12 protein-coding genes are annotated in these 16,666 nt (G+C 45.8%); 8 read left to right on the forward strand and 4 right to left on the reverse strand.

The window, feature by feature from the left end; translation table 11 throughout:
• Positions 1-9: 9 nt before the first annotated feature.
• The 3 genes from ACYQ2L_RS10415 to ACYQ2L_RS10425 all read left to right on the forward strand — a co-directional run bounded on the left by ACYQ2L_RS10415 (position 10) and on the right by ACYQ2L_RS10425 (position 3,796).
• Positions 10-1,344: a pyruvate dehydrogenase complex dihydrolipoamide acetyltransferase gene (locus tag ACYQ2L_RS10415; RefSeq protein ID WP_460055092.1), complete on the forward strand. Its 1,335-nt coding sequence runs from the start codon at positions 10-12 to the stop codon at positions 1,342-1,344.
• A gap of 10 nt (positions 1,345-1,354) precedes the next feature.
• Positions 1,355-2,755: a dihydrolipoyl dehydrogenase gene (lpdA, locus tag ACYQ2L_RS10420; RefSeq protein ID WP_460055095.1), complete on the forward strand. Its 1,401-nt coding sequence runs from the start codon at positions 1,355-1,357 to the stop codon at positions 2,753-2,755.
• Positions 2,756-2,830: 75 nt separating this feature from the next.
• On the forward strand, positions 2,831-3,796 hold the full coding sequence (locus ACYQ2L_RS10425; protein ID WP_460055097.1) for a YitT family protein: 966 nt from the start codon (positions 2,831-2,833) through the stop codon (positions 3,794-3,796).
• An 11-nt stretch (positions 3,797-3,807) separates the two neighbouring features.
• Here ACYQ2L_RS10425 and ACYQ2L_RS10430 read toward each other — a convergent pair whose 3' ends face one another.
• Complete coding sequence (locus tag ACYQ2L_RS10430) at positions 3,808-5,082, reverse strand: BaiN/RdsA family NAD(P)/FAD-dependent oxidoreductase (protein ID WP_460055100.1); 1,275 nt, start codon at positions 5,080-5,082, stop codon at positions 3,808-3,810.
• A gap of 100 nt (positions 5,083-5,182) precedes the next feature.
• On the opposite strand from ACYQ2L_RS10430, the gene ACYQ2L_RS10435 reads away from it, so the two are divergent.
• Genes ACYQ2L_RS10435 through ACYQ2L_RS10445 form a run of 3 tightly spaced genes read left to right on the forward strand, consistent with a single transcriptional unit; the run spans position 5,183 to position 8,185 of the window.
• Positions 5,183-6,271, forward strand: a complete 1,089-nt coding sequence (locus ACYQ2L_RS10435; protein ID WP_460055105.1) for an AI-2E family transporter — start codon at positions 5,183-5,185, stop codon at positions 6,269-6,271.
• A 32-nt stretch (positions 6,272-6,303) separates the two neighbouring features.
• Entirely contained in the window at positions 6,304-7,362 is a 1,059-nt protein-coding gene (gene trpS, locus ACYQ2L_RS10440; protein WP_487247728.1) for a tryptophan--tRNA ligase, read from the forward strand.
• A complete protein-coding gene (locus tag ACYQ2L_RS10445; RefSeq protein WP_460055111.1) occupies positions 7,349-8,185 on the forward strand; it encodes an HhH-GPD family protein in 837 nt (278 codons plus the stop codon). Before trpS ends, ACYQ2L_RS10445 begins: the two co-directional genes overlap by 14 nt.
• A 29-nt stretch (positions 8,186-8,214) precedes the next feature.
• Here the strand turns inward: ACYQ2L_RS10445 and cysS are convergent, their stop codons facing one another.
• From cysS to ACYQ2L_RS10460, 3 genes are read right to left on the reverse strand one after another with little or no spacing between them, the layout of a single operon-like run.
• Positions 8,215-9,858, reverse strand: coding sequence for a cysteine--tRNA ligase (gene cysS, locus ACYQ2L_RS10450; protein ID WP_460055114.1), 1,644 nt, complete (start codon positions 9,856-9,858; stop codon positions 8,215-8,217).
• Positions 9,855-11,801 carry a phosphatidylglycerol lysyltransferase gene (locus ACYQ2L_RS10455; RefSeq protein ID WP_460055117.1) on the reverse strand — a complete coding sequence of 649 codons (1,947 nt, stop codon included), beginning with the start codon at positions 11,799-11,801 and terminating at the stop codon, positions 9,855-9,857. The genes cysS and ACYQ2L_RS10455 overlap by 4 nt, the downstream gene beginning before the upstream one ends.
• Before the next feature lie 23 nt (positions 11,802-11,824).
• Complete coding sequence (locus tag ACYQ2L_RS10460) at positions 11,825-12,922, reverse strand: BamA/TamA family outer membrane protein (protein ID WP_460055119.1); 1,098 nt, start codon at positions 12,920-12,922, stop codon at positions 11,825-11,827.
• 91 nt (positions 12,923-13,013) lie between these two features.
• On the opposite strand from ACYQ2L_RS10460, the gene ACYQ2L_RS10465 reads away from it, so the two are divergent.
• Both ACYQ2L_RS10465 and ACYQ2L_RS10470 read left to right on the forward strand, forming a co-directional pair.
• Positions 13,014-14,249 carry a response regulator gene (locus ACYQ2L_RS10465; RefSeq protein WP_460055121.1) on the forward strand — a complete coding sequence of 412 codons (1,236 nt, stop codon included), beginning with the start codon at positions 13,014-13,016 and terminating at the stop codon, positions 14,247-14,249.
• Between the two features lie 25 nt (positions 14,250-14,274).
• The gene (locus ACYQ2L_RS10470) at positions 14,275-16,650 is read left to right on the forward strand and encodes a response regulator (protein ID WP_460055123.1); all 2,376 of its coding nucleotides are present in this window, start codon (positions 14,275-14,277) and stop codon (positions 16,648-16,650) included.
• Positions 16,651-16,666: the final 16 nt, after the last annotated feature.

Genomic DNA, 16,666 nt, shown 5'->3' on the forward strand with positions numbered 1-16,666 from the left:
GAGGGCAGGATGGCAGAAGCAATATTAATGACAGCATTGTCACCAACCATGGAAGACGGAAGCATTGTTGCCTGGAGTAAGAAAGAAGGCGAGGAAGTCACTGCTGGTGATGTGCTGTGTGAAGTAGAGACTGATAAAGCTACGATGGATTATGAGTCTACCCAGGATGGTGTCCTACTGAAGATTATTCTTGGGGAAGGATCCTCGGCAAAAGTTGGTGATCCTATAGGAATAATCGGCGAGAGCGGAGAAGATATCAGTGATCTGGAAAAAGAACTGAAATCACAGAAATCAGCGGCCGACAGAAAGGCTGAGCAGAAGGAAGAAAAGTCTGAAGCGGACAGTGTAAAAGCAGCCGTCGCCGATAAGGCCGGGGATGCAGCCAGCGAAAGGAAGGAGTCTTCCGGATCCGATAAGCCTATGTCTGCTGCATCAGCATCGAAGGAAACATCGCAAACCCGACCTCCCGCGGCTTCAGACCACGGTATCAAGGCCAGTCCGCTGGCAAGGAAGATGGCCGCAGGGCGTAATATCGATTTAAGGCTTATTAAGGGCAGTGGCCCCGGGGGCCGGATTGTCAAGGCAGATATTCTAGATGCTAATCCAGCACAGCTCAGTCCACGGCAGGAAGGAGCATCGGCAGCCGGTTCTGCTCCGGTTATGACCGATCGTGATGAGCCAGTCGCAGGAAAGCGTAAGGTAATTGCACGGCGCCTGAGTGAGAGTAAATTCTCGGCACCTCATTATTACGTGAAGTCCACGGTGCAGATGGATGCTCTGATATCTGCACGTAATATGCTGAACTCTGAATCCAGAGACAAGGTCAGTTTTAATGCCTTCATGCTGAAGTTCGCTGCAGAAGCACTAAAGCGGTATCCTGGAGTTAATGCATCCTGGCAGGAAGACAGCATACGCTATTTCGGTAGTATAGATATTGGACTTGCTGTCGATCTCGGGAACGGACTCATTACCCCGATCGTCAGAAACTGTGCGGCAAAAGGTGTAGGTCAGATTGATGCTGAACTCAAGGAGCTCATTGATAAAGCCAGAGAAAACCGGCTTCAACCTGAAGAGTATACCGGGGCAAGCTTTTCCATAAGTAATCTCGGCTCTTTTGGAGTGGATGAGTTTACCGCTATTATTAATCCTCCTGGTGCCGCCATTCTTGCATTAGGTAGGACACAGAAGACTCCGGTAGTAGATGACAACGATCAGATCAAGATTGCGCAAACCATGACAATGAGTCTCAGTTGTGATCACCGCGTAATTGACGGCGCTTTGAGCGGCAGGTTTATTCATGAGCTGAAGCGAATGATCGAATCACCGGTGCGGGTATTATTTTAAGGAGCATTACATGAGCGAGAAAAACTCAGATTATGATTATGATGTTGTTATCATCGGAGCAGGTCCAGGCGGGTATGTAGCTGCTATCCGTGCAAATCAGCTCGGACTGAAAGCCGCAGTTATCGAGAAAGACAAACCAGGTGGTGTCTGCCTTAATATTGGATGTATTCCATCTAAATCCCTGATCCATCAGGCAGATGTCTTTCGGCATCGGGAAGATCTCAGCAGCATGGGATTAAAGATAGATGAGAGTAATTTTGACTATTCAAAGGTATATCAAAAGTCCCGTCAGGCTGCACAGCGACTGAGTAAAGGTGTTCAGAGCCTGCTGAAAAAAAACAAGGTCGAATATATTACTGGTGAAGCCAGAATTTCAGGTCCTCATGAAGTTACTGTCGATGGGGAGAAAAAGATTAGCGGAAGAGCAGTCATTGTCGCCACTGGCTCCAGACCACGCGAAATTCCTGGTTTTGAATTTGATGAAAAGCAGATTCTTTCTTCTACTGGTGCTCTGATGCTTGAAAAACTGCCGAAGAGCATTGTCATTATGGGAGCCGGTGCAATCGGAATGGAATTTGCGTTTGTGATGAACTCCTTTGGTGTGAAGGTCACTGTAGTTGAATTAATGGACCGAATTCTGCCCCTGGAAGACGCTGAGACTGCCGGGGTGATTGCAAGGGAATTCGAACGTGCCGGAATTGAAATGCTTACAGGCACAAAAGCAGTCGGATTGAAGAAGGGTAAAACTCTCGAGATCAGCTTGCAGGCTTCAGATGGTAAAGAGAGCAGCCTGAAGGCAGAAAAGCTTCTGGTAGCTGTTGGACGAGCTCCGAACACTTCCGGCCTTGGTCTTGAGGAGGTCGGTGTTGCTATAGACCGTGGATTTATACGGGTAGGTGATTTCTACAAAACATCTGTTGACAGTATTTATGCTATCGGAGATGTAACATCTTCACCACTGCTCGCACATGTTGCCAGCAAGGAAGGGGAAATCGCTGTTGAATATATAGCAGGACATGCACCAGAGCCAACAATCGACCCGCTCTTGATTCCTTCTGCTGTGTACTGTGAGCCTCAGATCGGAAGTTTCGGATATAGTGAAGAAAAGGCAAAAGCTGCTGGTATTGCATTTAAAACTGCTGTGTTCCCCTACCGTGGAGCTGGAAAGGCGGTTGCAATAGAACAACCCGAAGGTCTGGTTAAAATATTATTTGATCCTGATAGTAAGGAAATACTTGGTGCTCATGTTGTCGGTAGTGCTGCTACCGAACTCATACACGAGCTGCTTCTGGCAAAAAAAGCAGAATTGCTTCCAGAAGATATAGCAACAATGGTTCATGCACATCCAACAATCAGTGAAGCAGTTATGGAAGCTGCCAGAACCGCTGAAGGATGGGCTATCCATTTCTAAGGATTGGCCAATCCGGAATAAGCCTGTAGATTATATTGATCTGCAGGCTTTTTTTGTGCATAGAGGATTGGTGAAATGAAGATAAATCGATATAGAAAAATACTTGAATTCCATAAATATGCCTTAGGTGTTCTTATCGGAAGTTTTTTATGCGGTATAGGATTATCGTGGTTTCTGCTGCCGTACAAAATAGCACCCGGTGGCGTTGGTGGGTTAAGCCAGATTTTTTTCCATATATTCCACTGGAATGCCGGCATGAGTATGATGCTCATGAATATTCCTCTGTGGCTGATGGGAATTCTGCTAATTGGTAAGCAGTTTGGAATGGGAACTCTTGCAGGGTTCTTTGCGACCTCTGCGATGACAGATATTCTGTCTCCAGCATCTCTCTATAATATGGGAATAATGAGAGAAATCATTGAAGAATACAATACTGTTGATGGAGTTTTTACTGTAAATACCGAACTTGCAATGACTGATCAGATATTCCTGGCAGCCATTGCCGGTTCAATGCTGCTTGGTGTAGGAGTCGGTATTATGTTTCGATCGAAGTCGTCAACAGGCGGTACAGATATCCCTGCTGCTCTCCTGAAGAAATATTTCGGTATATCCATTGGCAATGGATTCCTGATGATCGATACCATTATCATAATATTTATAGGGGTGGTTTTCAGGGATCTGAATATAATAATCTGGAGTTATTTTGGACTCTTTCTGACTGCCAAGTTCGCAGATATGATAACTGAAGGTTTGTCCCGAACCAAGACTGCTACTATTATCTGCTCATCCAGTGATGCCGAACAGAGGATAAAACAGCGTGTGTACAACGAGCTTGATCGTGGATGTACAATCTATTATGGGGAAGGAGGGTATTCGGGTACAAGCAAGAACATCCTTTTTGTCGCCTGTAATATCCAGCAGACCAGTACTCTGAAAATGATTGTCCGTCAGGAAGACCCCGATGTATTTATGATCATGAATGATGTTCATGATGTAATCGGCTCAAGATTCAAGAGCAGGGTTTTAGAGTTGGCAGACTGACTCTAATGGAGTTAATTCAGAGCTCTGGCTGCAGCTTCTCCTGCACAGCTACCAGTCGACCAACATAACTGCAGGCTGTAACCTCCCGATGGACGGTTAATATGAATCATATCGCCGACAATATACAATCCTGATATTTTTTTTGATTCCATGGTTCTGAAATCTATTTCTTCTGTCGGTACACCACCGCTGGAGACAACCGCCCAGTCCTCATTTTGCAGAGATTGAAAGGTGAGACAAATATCCTTGCAGATCTGTACTATATTTTTACGTTCCGACTTCGGGACAGAGCTGCAGATAAGATCCGATGACATTAAACCCTGCCGGCAAAACTCAATAGCCAGCCTGGACGGAATAATTTCCTCCATAATTTTAAGAAATTTTCGTTTGGGAGATGCGGCAATTTTTTCCAGGATTATTGTGTCAAGCTGAGCATGGTCAAGATAAGGAAATAAATCTATATGAATTTGAACCCGCATCTTCCGGCTTCTGGCTTCAACAGCCATGTTGTTTATTTCACTAGCAAGGTTGAGGATGCCTGGTCCGCTTAATCCAAAATGAGTGAAGAGAATCTTGCCAACTGCCCGCACTTCCATTTTTTCTCCTGACCCGGCACTTATTCCGGCTTCCTGAAATGCGAGGCCTTTAAGATTTGCAATCCATTTTTCCCTGGTAATAATTGGAACCAGCGACGGTTCTGGCTGAATAATCCGATGTCCGGCAGCAGAAAGCCATTTAAATCCATCACCACTCGAACCCGTCTCCGGGCGGGCAAGACCTCCCGTTGCCAGAATACAGGTTGCAGAATGAATCTGCTTTCCACCACTGACGACCCCTTGATATTTATTTTCTGAGATCAAGAGTGAATCAACCGGGTGTTTACAGCGGATTGTGACACCCGATTCGACTGCATATTCGCGTAATACCCGAAGTACACTACGGCTGTCATCTGAAACAGGGAAGGCCCTTAGGTTATCCTCGATCTTGTAGTCCATGCCGCGATCCTGAAAGAAGCGCAGCACTTCAGAAGGACTGAATTTATGAAAGGGGCTCAGTAATGCTTTTTCACCACCGGTATATCGGGCAGCAAGACGATGGAGATCAGTTTCAGCATTAGTGAAATTACAGCGCCCCCCGCCTGTCAGCAGCAGTTTCTTGCCGGGGGCCGGATTTTTTTCCAGCAGCAGAGTCCGTGCGCCATTTTCTGCTGCTCTGCCGGCAGCCATTAATCCAGCCGGGCCTCCACCAATAACTATAACATCAAAGTTGTCTGCATTCATGATCATATTAAGCTTCTCCAGACATCTATTGTCAAGTTATGCAGTGGAAAAAGTCTCAGACAGAGATGCATAGACGTTTATAAGCTGAACATGGTATTTTACTTATATGGAAAATCATCGTTTGCAAACTGCTCTTTTATCTATTATTGCCCTGGTGCTTGTCGGTACAGTGCTGCACATGATTGGTTCTTTTGTTCTTCCACTGGTAATTGCCGGCTTGCTGGCCTTTGCCGTATATCCGATAATTCGCAAACTTACATCTTTTCATGTCCCCAGGATCCTGGCAATTAGTGTTGTTCTTTTACTGATACTTGGTGTTGGTTTCCTCGTGGGTTTTATACTTTATACCAGTGGTCAGCAGCTTCTAAGACAGTTCCCCGGCTATCAGCGCAGATTTATCGAGATTATTGAAGCCCTTGCAGCGAATTTTGATATACCCCAGGAAATAGTGGCCGAGCTTAATATTCTACGCACAGTCAGTGCTTATCTTTTCTCCTTGTCCGGGGGATTTATAAGTTTTCTTTCCGGTTTTGTCATGGTAATGCTGTTTCTGCTTTTCATTCTTGTGGAGGCTCCATATATAGGGGACAAAATGGAAGCTGCATTAAAAGGTAATCGTTCAAAGAAAATACTCGATCTGACAATTCATATTAATCAGCAGGTAGGTCACTATATCGGTCTGAAAATTCTGACCAGTGGATTTACTGGCGGAATAGTTGCTGTCGGGTTTGGACTTGTCGGTGTTGATTTTGCGATAATCTGGGGGATTCTGACCTTTTTATTCAATTTTATACCAAATATCGGATCGATCATTATCAGTGCTGTCAGTTTTCTTTTTATTGTTGTTCAGTTTTATCCTGAGCCCCAGGCGATTATCATTGCTTTATCGATCATGTGGCTTTCCCAGCTGATCATTGGAAATATCGTTGATCCAAAGCTGCAGGGTGATCGACTGAACCTCAGTCCGGTGGTAATCATCTTTTCTCTGTTGTTCTGGGGATGGCTCTGGGGTATAGTCGGAATGTTTCTGGCTGTTCCACTTACAATGGTTATCAAGATTATATGCGGCAATATCCCCAGCCTGCAGGGAATCAGCATACTGATGGAAACAGGTAAAACGGTTGCCAAAACGATGGAATTGCAGGATGATAATGAGGAGAAGTCAGCTGTAACTGCTTCTCTGAATGAACAATAAACACAACAATCAACAGGCAGATAAGTGAGGCTATCATGAGTAAGCGTCTACTGACAGGAGATCGACCTACTGGTCGGCTGCATTTGGGTCATTATGTAGGTTCAATCAAAAACAGGGTCAAGTTGCAGAGTCAATATGAATCATTTTTCCTCATAGCGGATCTTCATCTTCTAACAACCAAATCTGATAAAAAAGATATTGAAGCAATTAGTGAGAACGCCCGTGAAATGGTGACTGATTATCTGGCTTGCGGTATCGATCCCGAATCTACAACCATATATCTTCAGTCTGCTGTTCATGAGGTATATGAATTAAATCTTTTTTTTGAAATGCTGGTCACTGTACCAAGACTGCAGCGGCTTCCCAGTCTCAAGGATATGGCCAGAGCTGCAGATTTATCTGAAATGCCATTTGGGCTGCTTGGATATCCTGTCCTGCAGTCTGCAGACATTCTTCTTCCAAGAGCCCATATCGTACCGGTAGGTAAGGACAATGTAGCTCATGTCGAATTAACCAGAGAAATTGCACGTCGTTTTAATAACCTCTATGGTGAAGTTTTTCCGGTTCCGGATGTATTGGTTGGAGAGGTTCCAACCCTTGTGGGTACCGATGGAAATGCTAAAATGTCGAAGTCTCTTGGTAATACAATTATGCTGTCCGATGACTCCAGAACAGTCGAGAAGAGGGTCCGTTCCATGTATACAGATCCGAATCGTGTGAGTGCTGATGTCCCTGGTACTGTCGAGGGGAATCCGGTATTCATGTACCATGATATCTTCAATCCGGATGTGAAAGAAGTTGAGGATCTAAAAGACCGCTATCGCAAGGGTAAAGTTGGAGATGTCGAAGTAAAAGATAAACTGGCAGCAGCAATCAATAATTTTCTCGATCCCATAAGGGAGAGACGGGTAAAGATTGAGGCTGATTCCGGCCTTGTAGATGAGGTGATTTTTGAAGGCACCCAGAGAATGCGGGAAGTAGCCAGAGACACGCTGATCGAGGCCAAAAAAGCAATGGGCCTTACCGGAGTCTGGAACAGGATTCAGCGAAAAGCAGAGAAGCGAAGAAAATCATCAAATGGTAATTCCTGAGCTGAATGGAAACTTCTCCCTCTCTGACTTCCGCTCTATGGTCTGGGATTATTATAGTGAGAACGGACGGAAGTTCCCCTGGCGGGAGACCCGGGACCATTACTCTGTTTTCCTGAGCGAAATCATGCTTCAGCAAACACAGACAGCTCGTGTTTTACCCAAATACGAAGCATTTCTTGAGCAGTTTCCTGATTTCTTTTCTCTGTCACAGACGCATTTGCCGGAGGTGCTGGCGCTCTGGACAGGTCTCGGGTATAACCGCCGTGCCAAATTTCTTCTTGAATCAGCTCGGATCATTGTCAGTGATTATTCGGGCTTGCTCCCACTGGAATATAATGAGCTTCTTCAACTGCCTGGAATCGGCCCGAATACAGCAGGCAGCCTGACTGCATTTGCTCATAATCTTCCGATCGTATTTATTGAGACGAATATCCGCAGGGTCTTCCTGCACTACTATTATCCTGATGTTTCTGATGTTTCTGACAAGCAGCTTTTACCGTTGATCGAAGCCTCGCTTGATAAGGAGAATCCCAGGGAATGGTATTATGCCTTGATGGATCTGGGAGCAGCTATGAAGATGATGCCTGATAATCCCAACAGAAGGAGCAGGCACTACATTAAACAGGCCCCTTTCGAAAACTCCCAGCGTCAGCTGAGAGGTCGAATTCTTCGGCTACTGCAGCGTGAAGGAGTAAGTACCATTCGCATTGCTGCCGAGCAGACCGGATTCCCATTATACCGTGTCGAGGCAGCTGCCGAAGCCCTCACTGCTGAGGGCTTCATAGTAGCAGAGAATGAGCATATCCGTTTGAATGAAACCTGACGGTCTTAATTCCGTATGAGCCGGCCTGCCTACAAGCGGAAGCTGGTTCCTTCCTTGCTGTCCAGAATAGTTATCCCAAGATCCTTGAGAGTGTCTCTGATCTTATCTGCGGCAGCCCAGTCCTTATCGGCCCTTGCCTGATTGCGGAAGTCAATCAGAATACTGACAAGCTGTTCTACTCTATCGTTCTCGGTATTCTGTTCACCGCCGAGGCCTAACACACCCAGGTAAAATACTGTGAAACTCTCATATAATAGTCTGAGACATTCTTGATCCGGAGCAGGAATCTGACCGGCTGATATTCTGCCTGCCATATGTACAAGTTCGAAGAGATCGGCTATTGCTTTGGCAGTATTGAAGTCTTCAGCCATGTGCTTGTAGAACCTTGCAATACGTAGAATTATGTGCTTTCTGCTGCTTTCCGGCGTTGCATTCTTTTCTGCAGCTGTATCCTCGCTCTCAGCATTCAAAACCGAATCCCATACTGCCGCGTGAAGCTGTTCATCCAGTTCGAATTCTAGCTTTCCGCTGCTGCTGAGGCTGATAAATCCGTAATTATCACCAGGACAGAGTTTTTCAAGTGCTCTTTCACCGCAGATTTCCGCAACAAGACGATTTCCTTCAGCCAGACGATGTAGGCCTTTTTCAGCAGCCTGCAGGGCATCTGCTGAGAGGTCAATCGGACTGCGGTAATGCGCCTGCAGCATGAAAAAACGGATGCTGACCGGGCTGAATCTACGGGGGAACAGCTTGTGCGTCCCGGAGTAGAGCTCATGCAGCGTTACGAAGTTTCCAAGGCTCTTACTCATTTTCTGACCATCAATAGTCAACATGTTGTTATGTATCCAGAAGCGGGCAGGATCGCTTCCAAAGGCAGCCCGGTTCTGTGCGATTTCTGCTTCGTGATGAGGGAACTGAAGATCCAGTCCTCCGCCGTGTATATCGAAACTTTCGCCGAGATATTTTGTGCTCATTGCTGTACATTCCAGGTGCCAGCCGGGGAATCCAATGCCCCATGGAGATTTCCAGCGCATGATGTGGGCTGTGTCAGCGGATTTCCAGAGTGCAAAATCCAGCGGGCTCTTTTTTTCCTGCAAGCCCTGGGTATTTCTTGTGCCTGACAGGAGTTCTTCCATGTTTTTGCCTGAAAGACCGCCGTATGGGTGATCCTTCGCGAACTTATGCAAATCAAAATAGATAGAGCCATGACTCTCATAGGCATATCCTGCATCGATTATTCGCTGGATAATATCCTGCTGTTCGATAATATGCCCACTTGCTGTCGGTTCAATGCTTGGAGGCAGAACAGACATGCGTGAGAGCAGACTCCGGTATTGATTTGTATATGTCTGTGCAATTTCCATTGGCTCAAGCTTGGCAATTCTTGCTTTTTTGGCAATCTTGTCTTCTCCGCTTTCCCGCTGTTCATCCTCAAGATGTCCTACATCTGTTATGTTGCGGATGTAGCGCACCTTGTACCCATAAAGTGTGAAAAATCTGAAAATGACATCAAATGTGATAGCCGGTCTGGCATTACCGAGATGAGTATCACCATAAACCGTTGGGCCACAAACATACATCCCTACGTGATCATCATGGAGCGGAGTAAACTCTTCTCGGCTCCTGGTTCTGGAATTATAGATATGTAGTGGAAATCTTGGCTGTAAACTCATGTCTGCTCCTGCTCGTCCTGTATAGCTGCTTTATTAGCCGCCATGACCATCTCTCGATGATCGTTGAATAGATCAATTTCATCCCGGGGGTCTCGGGATTCTATATCCGTCATGATTCTGAAAACAGGTTCGGTTTTTGACCCTCTCATCCAGAAAAAAGCCAGTGGTTTACCTTGCGAGTCCTTGAATAAGACCGTAAACCCACCAGATTGATTTCCCCTGCGATATTCTTTACCCATTCCACCGCGTAGCTCTGTGCCCTCAGTATTAAAGACTCTGAACGTAAAAAATCCATATCTTTCGAGGAGCTTCTGGTGATTTCTTTCCCAGTATTCCAGAAGCAGCTTTTCATATTCTTCTTTCAGACGGCCGTGGTTTTTACTGGTTCCACGGATGACAGCCCGATCCTCGTATGCCCCGGTCGTCTGAAATACCGGTATACTATTCAGCGCATCATTCAGGTCGCCTTCTTCAGGCATGTTGTAGTCATTTTCATACTGCTGCTGAGCATAGCTCATTCTTAACTCCCGCCAGATAAGCCAGGGTGTTTTTCCAACAGGGTTAGGCGGCAGGCGCAGGAATTTAATTAATGAGGTCAGAGTATTCAGTGGATCCCTTATTCTGGCAGGGTGTAGAATTGTACCACCATTGGATCCTTCTCCTAATATTCTGACTATGTAGCCTTTTGCTCTGAGCTTCTCTGCTAATTCTACTACATTTGCTTCACCTACCTCAGCACGGAAAATTTCTACTCCGAATATGGCACACAGAGTATCTATTCTCAGGCTGGTGGCGCAATTCACGACAACTGCAGCGCGTGTAGTCAGTTTGCCTTGATTGTCATAGCTGATCTGTCCGCTGTACACCAGCCAGGTAAGTTCTGCCAGCATGCCTAGTGCAAATACCTCCTGACCTCCGACGGTTCGCGCTTTCTTTCCATCGTGGATTACCAGATTGCCCCGATCGCCGTCATTGTCAGGTACGTAACCGATTATGTATTCAGGTTCGGACTCATGTACCCGTTCCAGCTCTTTCTGGCAGGGAATAAGAGAATCACCTTCAGGAACTATTGCATGGGTGAAATTTCTGACACCGGGATTGAGTCCGTGTATTTTACAGCCTAATCCGGAAAAATACTCATCATCTATGCTGCAGCAGCGGGCACTACCGTTCATGTCCTGTACTATTCCAATGGGTTGCCGGGAGATTTGTTCCCGCAGCTGGTTTGACAGGTTGTCATTGTTGTCAAACGCGATGATATTAGTCCAGTTGTGATAAGCCGACATGGCAGCTTTTTTCCATATTGGTGACTGTTCGAGTAATTCGCTGATTTTTTGTGCAGATACCTGATTATACGCATCCAGGTAGCTCACCTGGCTCTGTCGGTCTTGAGCCAGTCTGAAAAGCTTTGATGAGAGAATCTCTGACTCGGTACCGGAAAATACTCCTCCTCCCGAACCTCCAAGTTTGAAGCCGTTATAACCGACTGGATTATGGCTTGCAGAAATATAGATGAAACCGTTCGCTTCCGGATCGGCAGATGCATAAGCCATCAATTCAGGGGATGCACAGATAAATGCATACCTGATATCAATAGAGTGAGCTGTACATACCCTCATGACTATGCTTGCTGCTGATGCCCCTGTAGGTCTTGAGTCGCAGGCTAGCAGCAAACGGCAGGATTTACCATGATTCTCAATAAAATATTCTGCGATAGCATTTGACATCAGCCAGACAAGAGCAGCACCTGCTTCCGAAAGTTCTTCGGAGTCATCTTCTTCCCCGTCTGGCGCAGCAATAAATCGCCAGCCAGAGGAAGATATTATTGCTGTGTTCAGCAGTTCTGAAAAATCGACCGAATCAAGATCCGGAAGCTTTATAAAACTGTGGCCTGCAGACAGTCCCTCAATCGGACTGGAGTTGTTGTCAGTGTGGTCATTCATGAATGAAATATAGCATAAAAACTTCAGAGATGGAAACCGAAGCCTATCGAGAAGGGGTGGATTCTTGTGCTTTCATGCACAACCGGGCCGAACCATGCATAGTCGAGATATACAGCAATAGTTGCCTGATCGAGAATAGTGACCGCCGCACCGATGCCATTGGATGTCAGCCATCCAGCAGCCGGTTTATCCAGACTTTCTTCACTCTCGTCGGCAATTGGCATCCCTCTCAGGCCTCTGTAGTATCCTGTATCCCAATATCCTATGAGACTGATCCGGGTTTGTATAGCCTGGATCTCAGGGAAACTGTATCGAATATCCAGGCCGTTTGCCAGTTTGATATCTGCATCAAATCGACCTTTTCCGAAACCTCTTACAGTGCCTCCTAATCCCCGTCTGCCCTTGAATCCACCGAGGCGTGCACGCTGATTCAGTGGGACGGTAGAGCCATTCAGTTCTGTGCCCCAGAGTACATCAGCAAACACTGTATTCACCAGATACAAGCCTGGTGTAAACAGTGGTTGATGAATACTGTATCGGCCATGCAGTCTGAGATATTCTGCATCTCCAAACAGTGTGTTTGCCAGCCATCGAGGACCATATTCTATTGCGATTTCTCTGTAGAACCCCTGGGATACCCTGTTTTGCTTTCTGATATTGTCCTGATACAGACCTGCCCGTATACTGTTGGTCAGGCTTGATTCGCTGTCCGGGTATCCTGATTCAAAAACCAGTTGATCCAGGTTTTCATCCTGAATATGGTAATCATAACTGCTGTTAACATACAGATAGAGAATTATATCCGGACGATTCGCAACTGTGTTCCATCCTATTCCCTGTAAAATACCTATTCCGGTGTTTGCCTCGAATCTATTGTGCTGTGTTCTGGCTATGTCCGCTTCTGATTCCGCGAAGTAGAGACTGCCGTCACTTGTGCGATGGTATTCCTCTTTTTCCCAGGCAGCGCCAATTCTGGTATGAAGCTGGGTCCAGCTGTCTGTATACTCTGATAGAAACCCGAAGTTGATATTAAGATTTGCACCGAATATTCTTGGATCAAGGTCAAAACTGACGGCAGGAGGCATTATCTGCTCGGCGGCAATCAGCTGTGGAGAAATCATTCCTGTTATAATCAGGAAGAGAAATAAATAAAATCGCCTCATAAGGCATATTAGCTTGAAATCCTGCTCGCGAACAAGTACAAATAATTATATGAGGAAAGTACTCTTAATAGATGAGTCCAAGCCATTCAGGCGATTTGTAACTCAAAAACTGGAACGACTGGATATTTCTGTATCACTCGCCATAAACGGAGTAGATGCAATCTCGAAAATGCGTTCGGTTCATCCCGATCTGATTATTATGGATTTTCATCTGAGCCGTATAAGCGCTGAAGAAGTACTTAAGGCAAAAATGTCCGATCCTAATACGGCCAAAGTGCCGGTGATTATGGTTTCATCCAAGATAGGCCGTGAGGATATTGTGAAAATCGGCAGTTATGGAGTCAAGAAATTTTTCTTCAAACCAATAAAACTTGATGAATTTATTGCTGCCGTTGGTTTGTATCTGAAAATGAATATCAGTGTTGATGATACACCGTCTCTGATAGAAGCTCATGTAAATGACGGAATGCTTTTTCTGGAGGTTGCATTGGGATTGAATGTAGATAAAATTGATCTGCTTCAGTTCAAGATCAGTGAACTCGTGGATCTTTATAATATTAACAGTCCTCGCATACTCATAATGTTGAGCGGTGTTGATATAAGCTCTGCTGATTCAATCAAGCTTCGCAGTCTGCTTGAAACAGTAATCGAAAGCTCCGGTGCAAAAATCAGAAATGTGGTTATGCTGACCCAGTCCCCGGTAGTGGAAAAAATGCTGCATAACAACTCCGATTTTTCCGGAATGAAGCTTGTAAGATCACTGGCGGAAGCTATGCCAATTCTGCAGGCAGGGCAGCAGGACAGTGAAACATTTATTAACCGTAGCCGCAGTGGAAAAACCGAAGCAATAAATATGCGTTTCTCCACGGAAAAGGCAGAGGTTGAAATAAACGAATCTATTCTATCCGGAGCCAGGGTAGCAATCGTAGATGATGATCCAGTTATTCAGGAGCTGACACGGTCAACTTTTGAAGACGCAAAGTGCCTTGTTGAGGTGTTCAATAATGGAAAGCGGTTTATTGAGGACGCTGATTTCAGTAATTTCGATCTGGTATTTCTGGATCTTATGATGCCCGAAATGGACGGTTTCAAGGTTCTTCAGCATCTCCGCAAAAATTACAGTTCAGATGAGCTGCCCCCTGTTATTGTTTTTTCTGCAGTCTCCCGCAAGGATGCGGTAATTACTGCCTTGCAGAATGGTGTGAAAAGTTATCTGATCAAACCATTGAAACCTCAGCAGCTCAGGACTAAAGCTGTAGAAGTTCTTCAGATTGATTTTTCCTGACAGTAATTATTCATATGGAGGATAGGTGAGCGCGTACGGAGAGCAATTTCAGCTTATTTTTGACTATCTGCCGCAAGGAGTTCTTGTGCTTGGATCCGACACCAGGGTGTTGTATTCCAATCGAAGCGCGCTGGAGCTGCTTGCCTGCTCGAGCTCTGAAGTCAAGCAGGCAGTGTTTGAGGATTTTCTTCATCCGGATTCCAGACCTGTTTTCAGGGATATTTTCAAGTCCGCAATGCAGAGCAGCAGTACCTGTAATTTTACCAGTGATGTTTCCTATAAAATTGGTGAGCGATGCGGCTGGTGGAGCCTGAATATCAGCAGTATCAAGTCAGATAGTCTTACACCTTTTGTATTTGCTGTTGTTGGAGATACCACGCATCAGAAGCTGAGCGAACAGAAGCTTATTCAGGAACGCGAACGGGCACTACAGGCAACCAGATCAAAATCTGATTTTCTTGCTAATGTCAGCCATGAGATCAGGACTCCTATTCACACAATCATGGGAATGTCTGAGCTGTTGCTGGATACCAGCCTTGATGTAGAACAACGTGAATATGCTGGCCAGATTCAATTCTCGGCTGATATATTATTAGCGCTTGTAAACGATGTACTCGATCTTTCCAAAATTGAAGCCGGGAAGCTTCATCTCGAGATAATTGATTTTAATCTGCATGAGACCATAGAGGATGCTGCAGATATGGTAAGTCAGGATGTTCACAGGAAAGGTATTGAGCTTGTTGTTGACTTTGGACCTGATATCCCGAGCCGTTTTTATGGTGATCCGCTGAGACTCAGACAGGTAATAGTCAATTTCCTCAGCAACGCTCTTAAATTTACTTCCAGCGGCACAATATCAGTCAGGGTGAGAACTGCCAGACAAACCGGGCAAGGTAACAACTGGCTGAGGATTGAGGTTGCAGATACAGGTATCGGAATTCCGGAAAACCAGATCAATAAGTTGTTTCGTGCATTCCAGCAGGTAGATAGTTCTACAACGCGAAAATTCGGAGGGACAGGCCTCGGACTTTCTATCTGCCGCAATCTCGTGGAACTTATGAAGGGGAGAATTGGTGTTCGGAGCAAAATTGACACCGGATCGGTCTTCTGGGTAGAAATTCCAATGAACCCGGCTGAAATCCGGACATTTCCCCTTCAGAATATACCGGATCTGGTTGGTAAACGTGTTCTGATCGTTGACGACCGTAGAGAATCATCACGTGTTATTTCCAGGTATATGAATTCCTGGGGTTTGCATGCTGATTCAGTTGCTACTGGAACTGCAGCGCTTGAAAGCCTGAAAAGGGCAGCTTCAGACGGAGCGCCGTATGATCTCGCAATAATCGATCTTCTGCTCGATGGAATGGATGGCTGGCAGATCGCTGGTGATATTAATTCAGACACAGAGATAAATGCGACACGTCTGATTCTTATGGTGCCGAACGGTCAGCTTGGTGCCGATGCCAAAATGAAGCGACTAGGCTGGTTTGATAACTATATTACCAAGCCATTGCGTGTAAGTGAATTGCTGCAGAAAACCCAGTCCGTACTGCTGGAGGAACTGGATCTACCATCGCTTGAATCAACCGAGGAAAGTGCAGATGAACCAGTCCGGGATCTTTCGGGATCTGCACCTCGTTTGAGTTCATCTGCGCTGATTGTAGAGGATCATGAAGTCAATAGAAGTCTTTTCGTCACTATTCTGGAGTACTGCGGCTTGAAGGTTGAGACAGCGGTGAATGGTCTGGATGCTGTAGAAAAATGCATCGGTAAGGATTACGACATAGTATTTATGGACGTGCAAATGCCGGTAATGAATGGTTATGACGCAAGTGCCAGAATCCGGAACATCGGGCGGAGTATGCCGATTATCGGAGTGACTGCTAATGCCTTGCAGGGAGAACGCGAAAAATGCCTGAAAGCCGGTATGAACGGATATTTACCGAAGCCTTTCAAGGCTAAGGATGTTTATCCATTACTTCGGGAATATCTGGAGAAAGATCCGGACAATATATCTGATGGTGCTAATGCTGTTGACATAAATGATGAGACTGATGGACTGGTTTTCTCTTACGATGAGGCTCTTGATACGTTCATGGGTAAAACAGATGTGCTTCACAGGGTGCTTAAATCATTCTGTGAGCGGGGACGTGAGCAGGTGTCAACAATTGAAAGCGACATACGGGCTGGCCAGTTTGATAATGCCAGAATAATGGCACACGGCCTGAAAGGCGGCGCTGGGCACCTGGAGGCAATTCCCCTTGCGAAAGCTGCGCATATGGTAGAGGAGAGCTGTGCAGAGCGGCAGAAAGGCGCTGCCCTGCATTATTTCAAACAGTTGCACCATCAGTTCAGCCGCTTTCTGGAAGAGGCTGAACTGGAGCTGGAAAAACATATCTGACTGCTGCTGTCTGGTG

It is taken from the genome of Spirochaeta dissipatitropha (assembly GCF_054657935.1).

Excerpts from the sequence above, each read along its gene's own strand:
- ACYQ2L_RS10415 (WP_460055092.1), top strand. The coding sequence starts at position 10 with ATGGCAGAAGCAATATTAATGACAGCATTGTCACCAACCATGGAAGAC.
- lpdA (WP_460055095.1), top strand. The coding sequence starts at position 1,355 with ATGAGCGAGAAAAACTCAGATTATGATTATGATGTTGTTATCATCGGA.
- ACYQ2L_RS10425 (WP_460055097.1), top strand. The coding sequence starts at position 2,831 with ATGAAGATAAATCGATATAGAAAAATACTTGAATTCCATAAATATGCC.
- ACYQ2L_RS10430 (WP_460055100.1), bottom strand. The coding sequence starts at position 5,082 with ATGATCATGAATGCAGACAACTTTGATGTTATAGTTATTGGTGGAGGC.
- ACYQ2L_RS10435 (WP_460055105.1), top strand. The coding sequence starts at position 5,183 with ATGGAAAATCATCGTTTGCAAACTGCTCTTTTATCTATTATTGCCCTG.
- ACYQ2L_RS10445 (WP_460055111.1), top strand. The coding sequence starts at position 7,349 with ATGGTAATTCCTGAGCTGAATGGAAACTTCTCCCTCTCTGACTTCCGC.
- cysS (WP_460055114.1), bottom strand. The coding sequence starts at position 9,858 with ATGAGTTTACAGCCAAGATTTCCACTACATATCTATAATTCCAGAACC.
- ACYQ2L_RS10455 (WP_460055117.1), bottom strand. The coding sequence starts at position 11,801 with ATGAATGACCACACTGACAACAACTCCAGTCCGATTGAGGGACTGTCT.
- ACYQ2L_RS10460 (WP_460055119.1), bottom strand. The coding sequence starts at position 12,922 with ATGATTTCTCCACAGCTGATTGCCGCCGAGCAGATAATGCCTCCTGCC.
- ACYQ2L_RS10465 (WP_460055121.1), top strand. The coding sequence starts at position 13,014 with ATGAGGAAAGTACTCTTAATAGATGAGTCCAAGCCATTCAGGCGATTT.